The organism is Deinococcus terrestris (assembly GCF_009377345.1).
In the GTDB taxonomy this organism is placed as follows: Bacteria; Deinococcota; Deinococci; order Deinococcales; family Deinococcaceae; genus Deinococcus; species Deinococcus terrestris.
The window spans coordinates 448,080-466,632 of record NZ_WBSL01000001.1 but is presented as its reverse complement, the minus strand read 5'-3'; the positions used below and the strand labels follow the sequence as shown (position 1 = coordinate 466,632).

The 18,553-nt window shown below is 71.2% G+C and carries 18 protein-coding genes; 14 read left to right on the top strand and 4 right to left on the bottom strand.

The features are described 5' to 3' along the window. Positions 1-47 precede the first annotated feature (47 nt). The gene (locus tag F8S09_RS02385) at positions 48-494 is read right to left on the bottom strand and encodes a hypothetical protein (protein WP_152868598.1); all 447 of its coding nucleotides are present in this window, start codon (positions 492-494) and stop codon (positions 48-50) included. Between the two features lie 78 nt (positions 495-572). Here F8S09_RS02385 and F8S09_RS02380 point away from each other — a divergent pair, with 78 nt between their 5' ends. From F8S09_RS02380 to infB, 7 genes are all read left to right on the top strand, one after another. Then, positions 573-1,718: an acyl-CoA dehydrogenase family protein gene (locus tag F8S09_RS02380; protein WP_152868596.1), complete on the top strand. Its 1,146-nt coding sequence runs from the start codon at positions 573-575 to the stop codon at positions 1,716-1,718. 30 nt (positions 1,719-1,748) lie between these two features. Beyond that, positions 1,749-3,980, top strand: a complete 2,232-nt coding sequence (locus F8S09_RS02375) for a phospholipase D-like domain-containing protein (RefSeq protein ID WP_152868594.1) — start codon at positions 1,749-1,751, stop codon at positions 3,978-3,980. 329 nt (positions 3,981-4,309) lie between these two features. Then, on the top strand, positions 4,310-5,446 hold the full coding sequence (locus F8S09_RS02370; RefSeq protein ID WP_322618453.1) for an LCP family protein: 1,137 nt from the start codon (positions 4,310-4,312) through the stop codon (positions 5,444-5,446). A gap of 143 nt (positions 5,447-5,589) precedes the next feature. Next, positions 5,590-6,057, top strand: coding sequence for a ribosome maturation factor RimP (gene rimP / locus F8S09_RS02365; RefSeq protein WP_152868590.1), 468 nt, complete (start codon positions 5,590-5,592; stop codon positions 6,055-6,057). A gap of 21 nt (positions 6,058-6,078) precedes the next feature. After that, entirely contained in the window at positions 6,079-7,260 is a 1,182-nt protein-coding gene (gene nusA / locus F8S09_RS02360; RefSeq protein ID WP_152868588.1) for a transcription termination factor NusA, read from the top strand. A 7-nt stretch (positions 7,261-7,267) separates the two neighbouring features. Next, positions 7,268-7,555: a YlxR family protein gene (locus F8S09_RS02355; RefSeq protein ID WP_152868586.1), complete on the top strand. Its 288-nt coding sequence runs from the start codon at positions 7,268-7,270 to the stop codon at positions 7,553-7,555. 49 nt (positions 7,556-7,604) lie between these two features. Then, entirely contained in the window at positions 7,605-9,446 is a 1,842-nt protein-coding gene (infB, locus tag F8S09_RS02350) for a translation initiation factor IF-2 (RefSeq protein ID WP_152868584.1), read from the top strand. A 206-nt stretch (positions 9,447-9,652) separates the two neighbouring features. Here infB and F8S09_RS02345 read toward each other — a convergent pair whose 3' ends face one another. Both F8S09_RS02345 and F8S09_RS02340 read right to left on the bottom strand, forming a co-directional pair. Then, a complete protein-coding gene (locus tag F8S09_RS02345) occupies positions 9,653-10,606 on the bottom strand; it encodes a hypothetical protein (RefSeq protein WP_152868582.1) in 954 nt (317 codons plus the stop codon). Between the two features lie 184 nt (positions 10,607-10,790). Further along, positions 10,791-11,345 (bottom strand): hypothetical protein, encoded by a 555-nt coding sequence (locus F8S09_RS02340; RefSeq protein WP_152868580.1) that lies wholly within the window; start codon positions 11,343-11,345, stop codon positions 10,791-10,793. 233 nt (positions 11,346-11,578) lie between these two features. On the opposite strand from F8S09_RS02340, the gene F8S09_RS02335 reads away from it, so the two are divergent. The 4 genes from F8S09_RS02335 (at position 11,579) to F8S09_RS02320 (ending at position 15,888) form a co-directional block, all read left to right on the top strand. Next, positions 11,579-11,953 carry a hypothetical protein gene (locus F8S09_RS02335; RefSeq protein WP_227978433.1) on the top strand — a complete coding sequence of 125 codons (375 nt, stop codon included), beginning with the start codon at positions 11,579-11,581 and terminating at the stop codon, positions 11,951-11,953. Positions 11,954-12,007: 54 nt separating this feature from the next. Further along, complete coding sequence (gene secD, locus F8S09_RS02330; protein ID WP_322618452.1) at positions 12,008-14,299, top strand: protein translocase subunit SecD; 2,292 nt, start codon at positions 12,008-12,010, stop codon at positions 14,297-14,299. Between the two features lie 245 nt (positions 14,300-14,544). Further along, on the top strand, positions 14,545-15,018 hold the full coding sequence (locus F8S09_RS02325) for a hypothetical protein (protein WP_152868578.1): 474 nt from the start codon (positions 14,545-14,547) through the stop codon (positions 15,016-15,018). A gap of 75 nt (positions 15,019-15,093) precedes the next feature. Further along, the gene (locus tag F8S09_RS02320; RefSeq protein ID WP_152868576.1) at positions 15,094-15,888 is read left to right on the top strand and encodes an intradiol ring-cleavage dioxygenase; all 795 of its coding nucleotides are present in this window, start codon (positions 15,094-15,096) and stop codon (positions 15,886-15,888) included. Here the strand turns inward: F8S09_RS02320 and F8S09_RS02315 are convergent. Then, positions 15,849-16,259, bottom strand: coding sequence for a hypothetical protein (locus tag F8S09_RS02315; protein WP_152868575.1), 411 nt, complete (start codon positions 16,257-16,259; stop codon positions 15,849-15,851). The genes F8S09_RS02320 and F8S09_RS02315 overlap by 40 nt on opposite strands. A gap of 90 nt (positions 16,260-16,349) precedes the next feature. Between F8S09_RS02315 and F8S09_RS02310 the strand changes: the two genes are divergently transcribed. The 3 genes from F8S09_RS02310 to F8S09_RS02300 all read left to right on the top strand — a co-directional run bounded on the left by F8S09_RS02310 (position 16,350) and on the right by F8S09_RS02300 (position 18,553). Next, positions 16,350-17,033, top strand: coding sequence for a cytochrome c biogenesis CcdA family protein (locus F8S09_RS02310; protein WP_152868573.1), 684 nt, complete (start codon positions 16,350-16,352; stop codon positions 17,031-17,033). A gap of 79 nt (positions 17,034-17,112) precedes the next feature. Next, positions 17,113-17,808: a heme ABC exporter ATP-binding protein CcmA gene (gene ccmA / locus F8S09_RS02305; RefSeq protein ID WP_152868571.1), complete on the top strand. Its 696-nt coding sequence runs from the start codon at positions 17,113-17,115 to the stop codon at positions 17,806-17,808. Beyond that, a complete protein-coding gene (locus tag F8S09_RS02300) occupies positions 17,798-18,553 on the top strand; it encodes a heme exporter protein CcmB (RefSeq protein WP_407643648.1) in 756 nt (251 codons plus the stop codon). Before ccmA ends, F8S09_RS02300 begins: the two co-directional genes overlap by 11 nt.

Here is an 18,553-nt window from a genome sequence, read left to right as displayed (position 1 = left end):
ACCTCGGAAATTGGAGTGCCCCAGGGTAGCGCGGCGAGGACGCGGGGCTAGCGCACGTCCTCGAACTCGGTCACGGCCAGCGAGAGGGCGTCGGTCGTGGTCGCCTGGTAGCCCGCCCACACCCGCCACAACTCGGACAGTGCCCGCCGCGCCGCCTCCAGCGCGGCCTGCACGCCCGGCGTGGGCTCGTCCCCGGACACCGCCAGAGCGACCGTGAGGTGCAGTTTGGCCCCCAGGTAGCGGGTCTGCTCGCCGCGCGTGCCGTCGTAGACGTACACCACGTCGTCCCAGCCAGGCGCGAAGGTTTCCCAGATCAGCCGGGTCACGGCCACGTGACTGCCCAGACAGAGGGTGGTGGCGGGAAAGCCGCCGGGAGCGGTCAGGCGACGTTCCTCGCAGTGGGCCGCCGCCAGACCGCTCACGTCGCGGTCCACGCTCGGCAGGAAGCGGGACAGGATGTCGGCGCGGGCCGCGTCGCGGGGGGATTGGGGCATAGTTCAACCATTGTATTCTGTTTTGCACGAACTGACGAGGGGGCATCTGGGAAACGGCGATGCCCTACCCTGCGGGCCATGTTGCCCACCACTGCCCTTCCCGCCGACCTCGAAGCCGTCACCGCGCGGGCAGAGGCGGCCATCCGTGCTCACGCCGACGCCTGCGAGGCGGCCGGGGACGTGACCCCGGAGGCGGGGGCGGCGCTGCGGGCAAGCGGCTACACCCGGCTGACCCTGCCGCGTGAGGCCGGGGGGCTGGGGGCCACCCTGGAGCAGTACGCCGAGGCGCAGCGGCGGCTGGGCGAGGCGGGCGCCGCGCTCGCGCTGGTGCTGGCGATGCACACGCATGTGGTGGGAGCGGCCTTTCAGGGGCGAACCCTGCCCGAACCGATGCTGACGGCGCTGGCGGGGGCGAGCGTAGAGGGGCGGCTGGTGAACGCGCTGGCGAGTGAGCCGGAACTGGGCAGCCCGTCTCGGGGGGGCCTGCCGCGCACGGCGGCGGTGCCGGACGGGGACGGCTGGCGGGTCACCGGGCGCAAGACCTGGGCCACCGGAGCGCGGGGGCTGGGGCTGGCGGTCGTGAGCGCGGCCACCCCCGCCGGGGAGGTCGCCCGGTTGTTGGTGCCGATGGACGCTCCCGGCGTGGCCGTGGAGCCGACCTGGGTGGGGGCGCTCGCCCTGCGCGGAAGTGGGAGCCATGACGTGACTTTTGACGGAGTGTGGGTGGCCGCCGAGCACGTGGCCCCGCCGACCCCGACCCACCCCGCGAGCAGCGCGTGGTTCTGGACAGCCCTTGCCGCGACCTACCTGGGGGTGGGTTTCGCGGCGCTGGAGACGCTGACGGCCTATGCACGGGAACGGGTGCCGACCGCGCTGGGGGCACCCATCGCCACCCTGCCCCGCGTGCAGGAGACGGTGGGCCGGATGGCGGCGGAGCTGACGGCCTCGCGCGCCCTGCTCACGGAAGCGGCGCGGGCCTGGGACGCCGCGCCGGGGCCGGAAGCGGTGCCCCTCCTGGGCGCGGCCAAGGTCCACGCGACGAACGCGGCCGTGGCCGCTGGCGACCTCGCGGTGCGGACGGCGGGCGGGGCGGCGCTGCTGCCCACGCTGGGGCTCGAGCGCCTGCTGCGCGACGCGCGGGCCGGACTGACCCATCCCCCCGCCGACGAGGTGGGCTACGGCGGACTGGGGGCGGCGCGGCTGGGGGTGGAGGCGCGGCGGTAGGGCGCGGCCTCTCCCCTATCCTGAATTCCCATGCGCCTGCTGCCCCGTCCGCCCACTTCCTTTCAAGTCGGGCGGCTGGCCCTGGCCACGCTGGCGGGCCTGGCGCTGGGGGCGCTGCTGGCCCGCGGGGTGCTGAGCGTGGTGCTCGCGCTGGTGCCGCCGGGGCAGCCGCTGGTGCGGGCGCTGGTAGGCGGGCTGGGGGCGCTGCTGAGCGTGACGCTGGCTTTCGGGCTGACAGGAGCGCTCTCGGCGCGGGCACTCCCGCTGGGAAGGCTGGGGCTGTCGCGGGGGCAGGCGCGGCTGCGGGCGGGCGTGGCTTCGGGGGCGACGGCGGGCCTGCTGCTCGTGCCCCTGGGCACGGTGCTGGGTCTGGCGAGCGTCTCCCAGGAGGGGCTGCTCGAAGACGCACTGGGCGGCGCCCACCTGGCCCTGCCGGTCGCGCTGGCCTGCGCCCTGTACGGACTGATCTCCGGCGGGGTGCTGGGCCTGCTCACGGTGCGGGCGGGGCTCGCTTGGCGGCCCGCGCTGGGCGGCCTGCTGGGCTTTGGCGCGGTCGGGCTGCTGGGGGGGGCGGTGATCGGCTGGGCGGGCGTGCCCAACCTGCTGGCGGGCGGGGGCTGGGCCCTGCTGGGCCTGCTGGCCGCCTTCCTGGTCACCCTGCAGGTGGTGGGCGACCTGACGGTGGCGTTCAGCATCGACGCGGCGGCGGCCCATCCGGAGCGCGACGGGGCGGGGGGGGAGCAGGTCAAGCTGACGCTGGCCGCGCTGGGCCTGACACTGCTGGGCGGGTGGGGCGTGACCCAGCAGGCCGTGAGCTTCGTGCAGTCGCGCCCCGCCGCCCCCACCCCCCTCGCCGTGCCCAGAACCGCCGGGGTGGACTGCGCCCCGCCGACGGACCCGCTGGAGGTCGCCCTCTGGCGCGTGACCACGCGGGACGGGCGGCCCGACCTCTCCTGCGGCAACGCCTTCCTGGGCTTTCTGCATACGCCCGGTCCCCTCCCGGCCTTCAGCGGCCAGCCCCCCACGCCGCATGGAGGATTTGACGGCCTGGCCGACCAGATCGCGGGGGCCAGGCGCGAGGTGCTGTACGCCGTGATGGAGTGGGAGGACGACCCTGGACGCGGGCCGGGCGCGGTGCTGGCCGGAGGTGTGGCGCGGCTCTACCGGCAGGTGCAGGCGAACCCCGCCGCCTACCCGGACGGCGTGACGGTGCGCGTCGCGCTGGGCAACTATCCGGCCGTCGCCAACCTGACCTGGGGGCTGCAGGTGTACGCGGCGCTGCGCGACCTGCTGGCGGCGGGCGTTCCCCTGGCCGACCCGGAGCGGGGCTGGCGGGTGGAGGTGGCCAACTTCACGGGCACCTTTCCCCACAGCCACGCCAAGCTGCTGGTGACGGACGGCACCGACCTCACGGCGATGGGTTTCAACGCGGCCCCGGTACACCTGCCCTCGCGCAGGGCGGGCGGGCACGGCGGCGACATGCGCGACCTCGGCCTGCGGGTGCGGGGGCCGGTCGCCCGCGACGGTGTCACGGTCTTTGACGACCTGTGGGCACGCAGCCGGGTGCTGAACTGCGCCCCTGGGGTCACGGCGCAGACTGTCCGCAGCGCCTGCCAGGCGGGCGAGCTGGCCGTGCCCGAACACCCGCAGGGCACGGCCAGCTTCCCCCTGCAACGCGCGGGGGGCGAGCGCGTGTTCGGCCTGTACCGCCGCGAGGGCTTCCAGATGGCCGACGCGGCGCTGATCAGCCTGCTGGACGCCTCCCGCGACCGCATCGACCTGATGCACGTCAACTTCAGCATGACCCTGCGCTGCACCCTCGCGCTGCTCAACCCGCGCCTGTGCACCTTCGGGGCGGACGCCCTGCCGTGGATGCGGGCGCTCGTCCGGGCCGCCGAACGCGGCGTGACCATCCGGGCCATCGTCCGCGAGGAGGGTTTTCTGGGCCTGGAAAACCACATCGGGCTGGCGGTGCTGCGGGGCGAACTCGCCGCACGGGGCCTCTCGGAGCGCTTCGAGGCCCGCTGGTACCCCGGCGCCCTCCACGCCAAGACCATGCTGGTCGACGGGCAGATGCTCACGGTGGGCAGCCAGAACCTGCACTACTCCTCGTGGGCGCCGCGCGGCCTGAACGAGTACACCCTCGCCACCACCGCGCCCGCCGCTGCCCAGGGCTACGCCCGCGAGTTCGCCTTTTTCTGGTCCCAGTCCCCCCCCGCCGAGCTGCCCGGCTGGCTGAGCGCAGGGGTGGGGAGCGAGTAAAGCTGCTCCAGGTCGCGTGGCTTCGGCCAGCACCCAGCGGAGGGGAACTGCCGGACCGGAATCCGTCGTACCCGCCGTTTGTGAGCCGGAGGAGCTGGCCTGGCATGCCAGAGCGGAAGAATCTGTCGTTTGAAGCTTGAGCCTGGCGTCCCTTGATCTCGCCTACAAAACCTTTCAGGATGACCAGTTTTGTTCTGACAACGGCTTCAGGTCGCCGTCAGATGGTGGTGGGACTCGGTGGACGGCGCCAGCACAGGGCACAGCCAAACTAATCCCTGCCGAATGCAGCCGCGATTGTGCCTCATCCTTGCTCCCGCTACACTCGCCGCGTGCGCCGCACCCTCCTCTCCCTGCTCGTCGTGCTGGCGGGCCTCGTCGCCCTCGCGGCCCCCGCCGCGCCCGCCCTGTCCCGCTACGGCGCCCTGCCCCGCGCCGCCGACGGTCCGCTGAACATCCTGCTCGCCGGGGTGGACGTGGAATACGACGACTCGGCGGGGGTGTGGCCGTATCCCCCCAAGCCCGAGGACTTCCTGGGGCGCACCGACACCATCGTGCTCGCGCAGGTGCACCCGGACGGGCAGACCGACCTGCTGAGCATTCCGCGCGACACCTGGGTGAACGTGCCCGGCTGGGGCCTGAGCAAGATCAACGCCGCCAACCGCCACGGCGGGCCGGAGGTGCTCGCGGCGACCGTGCAGGAGCTGACCGGGGTGCGGGTGGACGCGCACGTGCTGCTCTCGCTGGGAGCGGTGCGGGCGCTGACCGACGCGGCGGGCGGCGTCACGGTGGACGTGCCGCAACGCATGAAGTATGACGACAATGCCGGAAAGCTCCACATCAACCTGTATCCGGGGCGCCAACGCCTCAGCGGCGAGCAGGCCGAAGGCTTCCTGCGCTTCCGCAAGGACAACCTCGGGGACATCGGGCGGGTGGCGCGGCAGCAGGCTTTTCTCACGGCGCTGATCGCCCAGACCCGTAGCCCACTGAACTGGTGGCGGCTGCCGCGTATGGTCGGCGCCCTGAACGAGCACACCCGCTCGGACCTGTCGCGCGGCGAGGTGGGGGCGCTGTTGGGGGCAGCGCTGCGCGGCCCCCGCGTGCAGAGCCACACGGTTCCCGGCGACTACGGGGCGGGCGGCACCTGGATCGCGGACCGGGCGGCGCTGGCCGACCTCGTGCGCGAGCACTTCCGCGACCCGAACGACCCGCGCTCGCTCTCGGTGGCGGTGCTCAACGTGGGCGCTCCCGACGGCAGCGCCGCCCGGATGCAGGCGCGGCTGCGCGGGCTGGGCTACGCCGACGTGACCATCGCCAACGGTCCACGCGGGGAAGGTCCCACCACCCTCAGTGGCGAGGGGGCTGCCGCCGTGCAGCGCGACGTGGGCTTCGGGCAGGTCACCGCCGAGCCGGGGGTAGCCGGGGCGGACGTGACGGTGCGGCTGGGGAGCGATACTCCGGCGAACTGACTCCCTTTGTGACCCCGCTCAGGCCCCCCGGCACACTTGCGGTATACTGGGCCTCAGAAATCCTCGAAAGCGAGGTGGGTTCTGCACCCACCTTTTTTCGTGGAGGGGGTGGTGACCGGCCCCGGCACAGAGGGGCCTACAATATGAATAGTAGCGTGAACAACAATTCAGACCAGCTCCACCGCCTCGCGGACGGCGTCCTGCGCCCACTGGGGTACGAGGTGCTGGACGTGCAGGTGCAAAATCCGGGGCGGCGGCCCATCGTGGTGATCCGCATGGACCGCCTCGACGAGCAGCCGGTCACGGTCGAGAATCTGGAGCAGGCCAGCCGGGCCGTCGGGGCCGAATTCGACCGCGCCGACCCCATCTCGGGCGAGTACCGCCTCGAACTCGAGTCGCCGGGGGCCAAGCGGCCGCTGACCCGCGCCCGGCACTTCGAGCGCATGGTGGGCCTCAAGGCCCGCGTGCGAAACGGCGAGCACTCCTTTACCGCCCCCATCAAGGGCGTCGAGGGCGAGCAGGTCACCTTCGACGTCTCGGGCGAGGACGTGACGCTCACGGTGGGGAGCTTTCAGGGCAACCTCGCCGAGTTCCCCGACCGGCACCGTTAACAATCAAGAGGAGGACTTGGGATGACCCAGCCCGAATTCAATTTCGCCGACGCGCTGCGTGAAGTCGCGCAGCAACGCAACATCAACGAGATGCAACTCATCGAGGCCTTCGAGCAGTCGCTCGCGCAGGCCTACGTCCGCAACGTGGAACCCGACCGCCGGGTCGAAGTGCACCTCGACCCCGTGAGCGGCGAACTCGAAGTGCTCGTCGTGCGCGAGGTCGTGGAAAAGGTCGAGGACGAGAACCTCCAGATCAGCCTCGCGGACGCGCTCGAACTCGACCCCGGCGTCGAGGTCGGCATGGAGATGGAGTTCCCGGTCGACCGCGAGAAGTTCTCGCGCATCGCCCTCCAAGCCGCCAAGCAGACCCTGACCCAGAAGATGCGCGAGACCGAGCGCAACGTGGTCTACAACGAGTACAAGGACCGCGAGGGCCAGGTGCTCACCGCGCAGGTGGTCCGCAGCGACAACAAGGGCAACTGGTTTGTCGAACTCGGCGCGGGCGAGGCCATCCTGCCCCCCCGCGAGCAGATTCCCGGCGAGAAGCTCACCCCCGGCAACCGCGTCAAGATCTACCTCAAGGAGGTCCGCAAGACCCCCAAGGGGCCGACCATCCTGGCGTCGCGGGCCGACGAGCACCTGCTGGAGTACCTGCTGCGCCAGGAAATCCCCGAGGTCGCCAACGGCATCGTGGAGATCAAGGCCATCGCGCGGGAGGCGGGGCAACGCTCCAAGGTGGCGGTGTTCTCGCACAACCCCAACGTGGACCCCATCGGCGCCTGCATCGGCCACCGTGGCAACCGCATCCAGGCCGTGACCGGCGAACTCGGCCGCGAGCGGGTGGACGTGATCCTCTGGGACCAGAGCGCCCGCGAGTTCATCCGCAACGCGCTCTCGCCCGCCAAGGTCGGCCCCATCGAGATCGAGGAGAACGAGGCCACCGTCACCGTGATGCCCGACCAGCTCTCGCTCGCCATCGGCAAGGGCGGCCAGAACGTGCGCCTCGCGGCCAAGCTGACGCAGCATAAGATCGACCTGCGTGAGACGGCGGCCATCTCCGACCTCGACGCAGCCATGCAGCAGGCGATGCAAGAGGAGCAGTCGGGCGCGGGCAGCCGTGCGGGCGCCACTTCGGCCTTCGACGCGCTGTTCAAGGACAGCAAGTCGGTGGCGACCGCCAGCCCGGACGACGCCCAGGAGTGACCCCCGGATGACCGCCCCCTCCCCCACCGCCCACGTTCCCGAGCGCACCTGCGTGGCCTGCCGCACCAAGCGGCCCCAGGCCGAGCTGCTGCGCGTGAGTCGGGACCCGGCGGGCGGGTGGCAGGTGGCCCCTGGAGGGCAGAAGGGGCGCACCGGACGCGGCGCCTACCTGTGCGCCGACTCGCCGGGGTGCTGGGCCGAGAAGCGGCTGCGCCGGACCTTCCGGGGAGACGCCCCGGCGGTGAGTGCGGCGCTGCACGCGGCCCCGGCCTCCCCGACCCAAGACCAGCCATGACAACCTGAACCCCCTGCCTGCCACGGCGCAGGCCTCACCGGAGGTGAGCATGTCGAAAGTTCGTATCTATTCCCTCGCCAAGGATCTGGGCGTGGACAACCACAAGATGCTGGAGATCCTCGACGGCCTCGGCGTGTCGTACAAGAGCGTGAGCAGCACCATCGAGGAGGACACCGTCGAGCTGATCAAGCAGATTCTGGAGGAAGAAGCCCAGGGCGGCGCGGCGTCCACCGCCGAACCCACCCCGGACGCCCCCGCCGAGGCGACCACGCCCCGGACGGCACAAGCCGAGGCCAGCGAGGCGGCCAAGCAAGGCAGCGCGGCTCCGGCCCCCAGCGCCACGGCCACCGCCGAGCGCGAGCCCGAAGCGGCCCCCGCCGCCCCCGAGGTGCCCCACCGCGCCCCGGTGGTCACGATCATGGGCCACGTCGACCACGGCAAGACCAGCCTGCTGGACTACATCCGCAAGACCAAGGTCGCGGCCAAGGAAGCGGGCGGCATCACCCAGCACGTCGGTGCGTTCGAGGCGCAGACCAGCAAGGGCCGCATCGTCTTTATCGACACGCCCGGCCACGAGGCGTTCACGACCATCCGGGCACGCGGGGCGAACGTCGCGGACATCGCCATCATCGTGATCGCCGCCGACGACTCGCTGATGCCCCAGACCCGCGAGGCCATCGCGCACGCGCAGGCCGCCAAGGTCCCGATGATCGTGGCGATCAACAAGGTGGACCTGCCGCAGGCCGACCCCGAGCGGGTCAAGACCGACCTCACCCAGCTCAACCTCGTGCCGGAGGAGTACGGCGGTGACCTCGTGGTCGTGCCGGTGAGCGCCAAGACGGGTGAGGGCGTCGAGGACCTGCTGGAGTACATCTCGCTGACCGCTGAACTCGAGGACCTGCGGGCCGACCCCAAAGCCCCCTTCTCGGGCGTGATCATCGAGAGCCGGGTGGACCGTCAGGCGGGCGTGCTCGCCACCGTGATGGTGCAGCAGGGCACCCTGCACGTCGGGGACTTCCTGGTCGTGGGCGAGGGCTACGGCAAGATCAAGGCGATGACGGACTCCAATGGGGGCCGCATCAAGGAGGCCGGACCCAGCACCCCCGTGCAGATCCTGGGCTTCTCCGAGGCCCCGGCCAGCGGCGAGACGGTCCTGAGCGCGAAGAACGAGCACGCCGCCCGTGAGGTCATCGCGGGGCGGGCCAGCGACCGCCGTGACGCGGAAAACGCCCGCGAGCGCCGCCGCCTGACCCTGGAAGAGATGATGGGCGAACTCGGGGAGACGCGCACCGTCAACCTGATTCTGCGGGCCGACACCCAGGGCAGCGTCGAGGCGATTCAGGGCATCCTCGCCCGCAAGGAGAGCGAGGACGTCAAGCTCAACGTGATGCTTGCCGGAATCGGGGCGCCCACCGAGGGCGACGTGCTCCTCGCCTCGACCGCCGAGGCGACCATCCTGTGCTTCAGCGTGACGCCCTCGGGCGGCGTGAAGAAGGTGGCCGAGTCCAAGGGCGTCGAGATCAAGTCCTTCCGGATCATCTACGAACTGATCGACGAGGTCGACCGCCTGATCAAGGGCAACCTCGATCCTGTCTTCGAGGAGCGCTACCTGGGCCGCGCCGAGGTCCGCATGGTCATCCGGCACCCCAAGAGCGGCAACATCGCCGGGTCCTACGTGACCGACGGGATGCTGCGCCGCAACGCCAAGGCCAAGGTCACGCGCGGCAAGCAGGTCGTCTACGAGGGAACCCTGGTGGGCCTCAAGCGCTTCAAGGACGACGTGCGCGAGGTGCAGACCGGCTACGAGTGCGGGATCAACCTCGACTGGGACGGCGTGGAAATCGGCGACATCATCGAGGCCAGCGAGATGGTGGAAGTCGAGCAGGCGTAAACCAGCGCTCAGCAGCATAGAGAGAGGGGCGGTTTCCCGGTGGGGGGGCCGCTCCTTTCCGTTGTTGTCGCGCTCAGCGGTGACTGGGGAAGAACCCCCTCACCCCCTCGCTGCGCGAGGCCCCTCTCCCCTGGGTAGAGGGGAAAAAAGCCCTCTCCTCTGGGGAGAGGGTTGGGTGAGGGGTCTTTGTCCCTCTATCAATTGCCTCAACGGTTGAAGGGCTGCTCGTTGACCCAGTGAAAGCCCCGCGTGCGGAGCAGCTCGCCCTGCTGCGCCGCCTCCTGCCGCGCTGTCTCAAGCTTGGGAAGCCCACTCAGGGTGCTGGCGACCGCGCCGCCGAGAAGCAACGCCGTCACGACCCAGGCCGTCGGGGCTTCCCAGCGGGAGGACGAGGCGGCGGGCCGGGCGGCGAAGCTGCGGCCCGTGACGAAAGCCCACAACCGCCCCCCATCCAGCGCAAGCAGGACGAGCGCGGCGAGCAGCAGGTGGGCGCTGAACAGCTTGACGGGCACGTCGTAGAAGAGGTTCAGTGCCAGCACATTGGTCATCGTGACGGCGGCGATCAGCGCCCCCAGGGTCACGGTGCGGCGGTGCAGCAGCAGCAGGGCGGGCAGCAGTTCGGCCACGCCCGCGACGTACTGGTAGCCGGGGCTGGCCGCCATGAAGCGCCACAGCAGCCCCATCGGGCTGGACTCGCCGTAGGTGGTGAGGAGCTGGCCGGGGTGCAGCAGCCCGAACTGTCCGAAGCCGAACTTGGACAGGCCGTACACGGTGAGCCAGAGGGCCAGCACCACCCGCAGCCCGTCCCCCAGGCGGCGCAGATACGCGGGCGACGGGTCACGCCGACTCGCCAGCGTCCAGACCAGGCCGCCGAGCAAGGACACGCCCAGCACCAGCAGCGCGAACGTCCAGTCGAAGGCCGTGTCACCGCTTCCGGTCATCGTGTAGGGCGGCAGGGGGCGTCCGAACAGCAGGCGGTGCAGCCCGTCCGCCGCCGCGACCCGCTGCGCCTCGAAGCCCGTTCCCAGCAGCGGCTGCCCGCCGATCAGGAAATACAGCGCGAGGTAGAGCGTGCCCGCGTGCAGTACGAACCGCCGCCACGCGGACCAGCGCGGCGACGGCAGGGCGGCGGGAGCAGCCGGAAGGGGCGGCGAGGTCATGGGTCAGTGTGACCGATGCGCCCTGCCCGGCGGGCCGCAGATGGGGCAGAGACGGGTCTACGGAGTCCGGCAGAACAGAACTCTCAACGGTTAATCCGAGAAAAACAAGCAGGGCGGTGGCCGGGAAAGGAGGGGCCGAATCGGCGCCCTCCCGGTGTGGTCAAGGGCTGGACGGCCGACCGGCTCAGGTGCCCATGCCGGTCGCGCCCGTGTCGTCCGGCGCGGGGGCGCTGCCCTGGTCCCTCTCGCCGGAGCCGAAGGCGCCCCGGTCGCCGTGGTGGCCGAAGCCGCGCCCACCTCCACGCTCGCCGTGGTCGTGGTCGTGGTCGCCGCGCCCGAATCCGCCCCGGCCGAAGCCGAAGCGCAGCGGGTCGTTCTGCATCCGCTCCTTGATCCGGGCAGCCTGCTCGGCGGAGAGGTCGCCCGCCCCCACCGCCTGATCCACGGTGGCGCTTCCCGCCGAGAGCGCCGCGGCCTTCAGGCGCTCCACGCTCACACCCAGCGCGGCGGCGAGCTTCTGGAGGAACACGTCGGCGTAGTTGGTGCCCGTGGCCTGGTTCTGGGACGGCTGGGTCTGGCTGGTCCCCGGCTGGGCGGGCTGCACCTGCTGGGGGGTCTGGGTGGAGGGCGCCTGGGTCGAGGGGGCCTGGGACGTGGTGCCGCTCGCCGCGAGCACCAGGCCAGCGGTGAGCGGCACGGCGGCGAGGGCGAAGAGGGTCTGACGGTTGAGCTTGCGCATGGGTCACTCCTGCGGGGGGAACTCGCCCGGCGACCTTCGCCGGGACGGGAACAGGGTGACCGGAGACGGTTAAGTGGGGGCTAGAGGAGCAGACGGCGGTCCGGTGGGCCACGCGTCCTCTTGCCCGCAGCACCGGAGTCGGCCGTGTCCAGTCCCCTCGGCGCCCCATTCCTTGAGCAAGCCTTTGCTATCCTCCGGGGCACTGCGCGGGCTGTCCGCGCTTCCCACCTGCCATGTCCCAGTCCCCCGAATCCCCTCCCAGCCTGCCTTCCCTGACCGGGTGGGCGGCGAGGCTGCGGGCGTGGCCGGGGCTGCTCACGCTGCTCTCGGTCCTGGCGGTGCTGCTGGGCCAGCAGGCCCCGGCCCCGGCGGAGGGCACCTCTGGCCCGCGCGTGGCGGCGGCTCCGGTGGCCCCGGCCCTGCCCGAGTTGCGGCCCGCGCCCGCCCCGGCCCCGGCGTCGCCCGGCCTGCTTGCGGGGACGCCCCCCGCGCCGCTGTGGACCCCGCCCCAGGCCCGGCGCCGCTCGGGTCCGGTGGCGGTCTGGACGGCGCCCGCCCAGCCCCCCAGCCTCGCGCTGCTGGGCAGGCGGCAGACGGACGGGGGCTGAGGGGAGGGTGGCCGCCTTCGCCCCTCCGTCCCTATCGCGTCCAGGAGCTTTCCCGTGACCTATTCCAACCCCAACCGCAACAACCGGCGGCCCCCGCCCCGGCGCCCGGCGCCGACGGCCAGCAAGCCCAATCCCTGGACCGCGCTGCTGCTGGTGCTGACCCTGCTGGGTGGCCTGCTGTACATCTGGCGCCCCTGGGAGCACACCAAGAACCTCTGGACCCTCTGGGACGACGACTATCAGTTCATGACCCTGGGCCTCGACCTCAAGGGCGGCCTGCGCATCGAACTCGCGCCGGAAGACCCCAACGCCACCCGCGAGGAACTCGACCGGGTCAAGACCGTCATCGAAAACCGCATCAACGCGCTGGGCGTGGCCGAACCGACCGTCACGGTCGCGGGGGGCAAGCGCGTGGTCGTCGAGATTCCGGGAGCGACCCCCGCCGTGCAGCAACGGGCGCGGGACATCATCGGGCAGACGGCGCGGCTGGAGTTCCGCATCGTGGAGCAGGGGGCACAGCCGGACCCGCAGCTCGCGCAGCAGAGGCCCGCGACGGGCGGCTACACCCTGGAAGACCTCGGCCCGGTGCTGGCGACCGGTGAGGTGATCGACAGCGCCCAGGCCACGACCGACCCCACCACGGGGCGCTGGGTCGTGACCTTCCAGAACACGGAAGAAGGCGCCAAGACGTTCGGGCAGTTCACCACCCCGAACGTCGGCAAGCTGATGGCCGTAGTTCTCGACGACCAGATTCAGTCGGTGGCGACCATCCAGCAGCCCCTGTTCCGCGACGTGCAGATCACCGGGGACTTCGACGCCGAGGAAGCCAGTCAGCTCGCGCTGGTGCTGCAGTCGGGCGCCCTGCCCATCGCCATCAAGACCGAGGCCGAACGCGCCATCGGCCCGACGCTGGGCGCGGACGCGATTCGCAGCGGCGCCATCGCCTCGGCGGTGGGCATCGCGCTGGTGTTCGCCATGCTGTTCGTGTACTACGGCTTCTGGTTCGGGCTGGTGGGCGCCCTGGGTCTGCTGTTCTCGGCGGTCGTGATTCTGGGGGCGCTGGGCGGCTTCGGGGTCACGCTGACCCTGCCGGGCATCGCCGGGCTGGTGCTCACCATCGGCGGCGCGGTCGACGGCAACGTGGTGTCGTTCGAGCGCATCAAGGAGGAGATGCGCCGGGGCAAGGGCATCCGGAATGCCATCGGCGCCGGGTACGAGCAGTCCACGGTCGCCATTCTCGACGTGAACACCGCGCAGATTCTCTCGGCGGTAGCCCTCTACAACTACTCGACGGGCGCCGTGAAGGGCTTCGCGGTCACCCTGATCATCGGCGTGGTCATCTCGACCTTCTCGAACCTGGTCTTCGCCAAGTGGTTCATGCAGTGGCTCGCGCAGCGCAAGCCCAACATGTCGGCGCCCACCCGCATCGGCAAGACGAACATCCAGTTCATGAAGGCCGCGCCCTTCGTGACCACCTTCAGCGTGCTGCTGGCGCTGGGCGGCGGGCTGATTCTGGCGACCAGGGGGCTCAACTACGGGGTGGACTTCACCTCCGGAACCACCCTGACCGTGCGGGCGAGTCAGGACGTCACCACCGAGCAGGTGCGCGGGGCCGTGACGGGGGCGGGGCTGGACGAGGTCAACGCCCAGAACTCGACCATTCAGCGCGAGTTGGTCCCGGTGGCCGAGCGGTCGCAGTACACCGTGAAGGTCCCCGAGCTCACCGCCGCCGAGGCCGATCAGCTCAGCGCGGCCATCGGGGAACTGCCGCAGGGCGAGGTGCTGGCCCGCGAGACGGTCGGCCCCGCCGTGGGTCAGGAACTCACGCGCAACACGGCGCTGGCCGCCCTGCTGGGGCTGGGGCTGATTCTGGTGTATGTGGGCTTCCGCTTCGACTTCACCATGGGGCTGGGTAGCGTGGTCGCCGCGCTGCACGACGTGGCGATCGCAATGGGCCTTTTCAGCCTGCTGGGGCTGGAGTTCACGGTGGGGACGGTGGCGGCGCTGCTGACATTGATCGGCTACTCGCTCAACGACTCCATCATCATCTCCGACCGCATCCGCGAGAACCTGCGGCTGATGCGCGGGGCAAGCTACCGCGAGATCGTGAACACGTCCATCAACCAGACGCTCTCGCGCACGGTGATGACCTCGGTGTGCACCATGCTGCCCCTCGTCAGCCTGCTGATTCTCGGCGGCCCGGTGCTGCGCGACTTCGCGCTGATCCTGCTCGTCGGCATCCTGGTCGGCACCTACTCCTCGATCTACATCGTGGCCCCGATGGTCGTGTACATCGAGGAATGGCGGGCGCGGCGCAAGCGGCCCCAGCAACCCGCCGGGGCATAAGCCTCCCACTTTCAATCCGAACGTCCGTGCAGGGGCGGCCTTCCGAGGGGGGGCCGCTTCTTGCTGTGCGGGGGCTGACCGTGAGAGGGACAGGGCGAGCTTCGCCCGCTACCCCCCTCTGCTCCGCACCTCTACGAGTCCCAGCCTCCCCCGCAAGGGGGAGCAAGGGAGTAAGACAGTACGTCGGGAGTAGGGACGCGATGTTCGCTCCGGCGCAGGGGGCGAGCCTGTACGCTGGGGGCATTATGAAAAGACTGATCTGGGTCGCCACACTTCTTACGGCGCAGCAGGCCTCCGCGCAGGCCACGCAAGTTGCTCCCACCACGGTGGGCGGGTATGTCGGCCAGGTCAGCAGCCTGGTGTTCGAGGTGAGGACCGAGCTGGCCCCGGCGGTCACGGGAGCGCGGCGGACCGAGGCCTGTCAGTTCACCCCGAACAAGGTTCAGGCCCTGCTGGACCGGGGCAACGAATTGACCAACCAGCAGCGCAGCGCCTACGCGGCCAACGCCACACCCACGAACGCCAGCCTGTACCTCGCCGTCACGCAGGCCCGCAGCGCCCTGCTGTCCATTCAGGAAGGCGTGAACGCGGCCTGCCTGTATGCTCGCGAACCGCTGGCAGCGTCGGTCGCCTCGCTGTCGCTCAAGGTGGCGCAGTTGGAGGTCGAACAGGCGTTCGGGGAGCTGGGCAAGGCGGCGGACGCCCTGGGCACGAGGTAGTCCGGCGCCCCCACCTCCAACCCTCCTCTAACCGCCCGCTTCTACGCTGGGGAGGCAGGTCAAGGAGGTCCGCATATGAATCCCCACCCCCAGCACCCGGACGACGACAACGACGACGAGATGATCGGCACCCTGCTCAGCCGCAGGCGTGCCCTGCGGCTGCTGGGGCTGGGCGGCGGCGCGGCGGCGCTCGCGGCGGGGGGGGTACTCGCGCAACGCGGCGGACCCCCCGGCGGGGCGGGCGGCAGCAGCGCGGGCACGAGCGGCGTGACTGGGCTGCCCGGCTGCGTGGTGCGTCCGGCCATGACCGAGGGGCCGTACTACGTGGACGAGAAACTGCGCCGCAGCGACATCCGCATGGACACCACGACCGGGAAGGTCAGCGGGGGCGTGCCGCTGGTGCTGGAGTTCGTGACCTCGCGGGTGGCGGTGAACGCCTGCCAGCCCCGCGCGAACGTGTTGATCGACGTGTGGCAGTGCGACGCCCTGGGCGTCTACTCGGACGTGCAGGGCAACACCGGCGACTTCCTGCGCGGCACCCAGGTCACGAACGCGCAGGGCAAGGCCACCTTCACCACCGTCTATCCGGGGTGGTATCCGGGCCGGGCCGTCCACATCCACTTCAAGCTGCGGCCCCTGAACGCGGCCGGGCAGGCGACGGGCGAGTTCACCTCGCAACTGTTTTTCCCGGAGGCGGTCACCGATCAGGTCCACGCCCGCGCCCCCTACAGCCGCAAGGGCAAGCGCAACACGCTCAACGCCAACGACGGGATTTACCGCAACGGTGGCAATCAGCTTCTGCTGAGTGTCACGGGCAGCCCGGAGAAGGGCTACCGGGCGACCTTCGACGTGGGGCTGAACATCGGCTGAGGCGCCTGCGTCCGCTCGGCCACCCGGCGCATCAACTCGTCCAGTGTCGTCACCGCCCGCAACTCGGAGGCCGGAAGCCACTCGCCCAGGGTGCCGTCCGGCCTCTGCTCGTAGGCGGCAGGAAGGGGCACGTCCCGCAGGCCGAACTCGGCGGCCAGTTTGTCACGGTGCAAGAAGCGCACCTCGCGCCCCAGCCCACGCACGAAGTCACGCCACTCGCGCCGCATTCCCAGCGGGCCGTAGGTCACCGCGCACAGCGAGCAGGCGTAGGTCTGGGGCGACACCGCCTTGTGCCAGAGGTCCTTCAGTCCGTTCAGGGCGCCGCCGTCGGCGTTGTAGACGAAGATCAGGGGCGGGCGCTCGGCGGGCATGGGTCAGGGTAGTGGCGCAAGGCGGAGACGACCGCGAGGCCGCCCACAGGGGGGACGCCCGGCCCTCCCCCGCCCCGCTAGACTCGGCCCATGTTGACCGCTCCCGGTGCCCCGTCTATCACGGTGGCCTTTCTGGCAGGGCTGATCTCGTTTCTGAGTCCCTGCGTGCTGCCGCTGGTGCCCAGCTACCTCGGCGTGATCGGGGGGGCGCGGGCACCGCTGGGACGGGCGCTGGGGTTCATCCTGGGCTTCGGGCTGGTGTTTATCGCGCTGGGGGCCACGGCGAGTACGCTGGGCGCCCTGCTCGCCCCGCACAAGATTCTGCTGGGGCAGGTCGCGGCGGTGCTGATCATCTTCTTCGGGCTGGTGATGCTGGGGGTGGTGCGCCTGCCCTTCCTGATGCGCGACACGCGGGCGCTGGCGAACGCCGGGGGCTACGGCCCAGTCGCGCTGGGGGCGGCCTTCGCCTTCGGGTGGAGTCCCTGCCTCGGCCCGGCGCTGGGGAGCATCCTGGGATTGGCCGCCAGCACCGCCAGCCTGGGGACGGGCGTGGGGTTGCTGGCCGCCTACACGGTGGGGCTGGCCGTGCCCTTTCTGGTCGCGGCGCTGCTGTGGGACCGCCTGAACCTGCGGCGGCTGAACCGTTACGCGGGCGTCTTCGAGAAAGTGGGGGGCGCGGTCCTGGTGCTCGTCGGCGTGCTGATGCTGACCGGGCAATTCACGCGGCTGGCGACCTTTTTCTACGAGGTGATGCCCGCGTGGCTGAGGGTGTGAGGGGCGTGTCGCCCGTGGCTTATGGCGTGTGGAGGGCTGAAGCTCCTGCCTCTGCCTTATTCGGAACAGTGCCCTCTCCATGAGCCTGAGTACCTCTCTCACACCGTCTACAAGCGACACGCCGCACGCCACTAGCCCCCACGCTCTGCAACTCCGCGACCTCTGGCTCCGCCTGGGCCGCGAGGTCATCCTGCGCGGGGTGACGCTGGACGTGCCCGCCGGGGAGGGGATCACGCTGCTGGGCGAGAACGGCGCGGGCAAGACCACACTGCTGCGGGTGCTGGCGTCGGGGCTACGGCCCACGCGGGGCGAGGGGCGGGTGCTGGGCTACGACCTGCGCGACAACCGGGCCGTGCGCGATCACGTTCACCTGATGCCGGTGGACGCGGGACTGTACCCGGACCTGACGGGAACGGAAAACCTCGACTTCGCCCTGCGGATGCACGGGCAGCACGCCGACGTGGCCGGGGCGCTGCGGCGCGTTGGACTGGAGCGGGCGGCAGGACGGCGGGCACGCTTCCTCTCGGCGGGGATGCGTAAGCGGCTGGCGCTGGCGCGGGCCTGGCTGCTGGCCCGCCCGGTCACGCTGGTGGACGAACCCTTCGCCAACCTCGACGAGGGGGGCCGGGCACTGGTGCTGGAGTTGCTGGGCGAGCTGCGGGAACGGGGCGTGACCCTGGTGGTCGCCGCGCACGAGCCAGGGCTGGCGCGGCAGGTGGCTCCAAGGGCGGTGCGGCTGGCGGCGGGCCGGGTGGAGGAGGAGCGTGGAGCGTAGAGCGTGGGGGGTGAAAGGGGGCGGCTCCTCCCCCACTCCAGCCCAGCGCCCCCGGTCCACTGTCCTGACCGTCGCCGCCAAGGACCTGCGGGTGGCCGGGCGCACGCGGGACACGCTGCTCGCCACCGCCTTTTTCGCCGGGCTGGTGCTGCTGGTGCTGGGGCTGGCGCTGGGTGGGGACACGGCGGGGCGCACCCCCACCCAGACGGCGGGGCTGGCGGCGGGAGCGGTTTGGACGGCCCTGGCGCTCGCAGCCGCCGTGGGCGCAGGACGGGCCTTCGCGCAGGAGCAGGAGGCGGGGGCGCTGGAGCAACTGCTGCTGTATCCGGGGCCGCACGGGGCGCTGTACCTGGGCAAGCTGCTGGGGGTGCTGGGGCCGCTGGCAGTGGTGGCCGCCTTGACCCTGCCCACCGGCCTGCTGCTGTTCGGGGCGGCGGGGGCCGGGCAGGCGGTGCCGTGGGGGGCGCTGGGGCTGGTGGCCGCGCTGGGCATCCTGGGCTTGAGCGCCGGAACCACCTTTTACAGCGCCATCACAGTGAACCTGCGGGCACGGGAGGCCCTGCTGCCCGCGCTGGCCTTTCCCATCCTCGTGCCGGTGGTGATCGCCACCGTGAAGGCGACCAGCCTGCTGCTGGCGGGCGGCTGGTCAGGGGAGGTCACGACGTGGTTGATCTTTCTGGCGGGCTTCGACGTGGGCACGGTGATTCTGGCGACGCTGTTGTTCGGCTTCGCGGTGGAGGGGTGA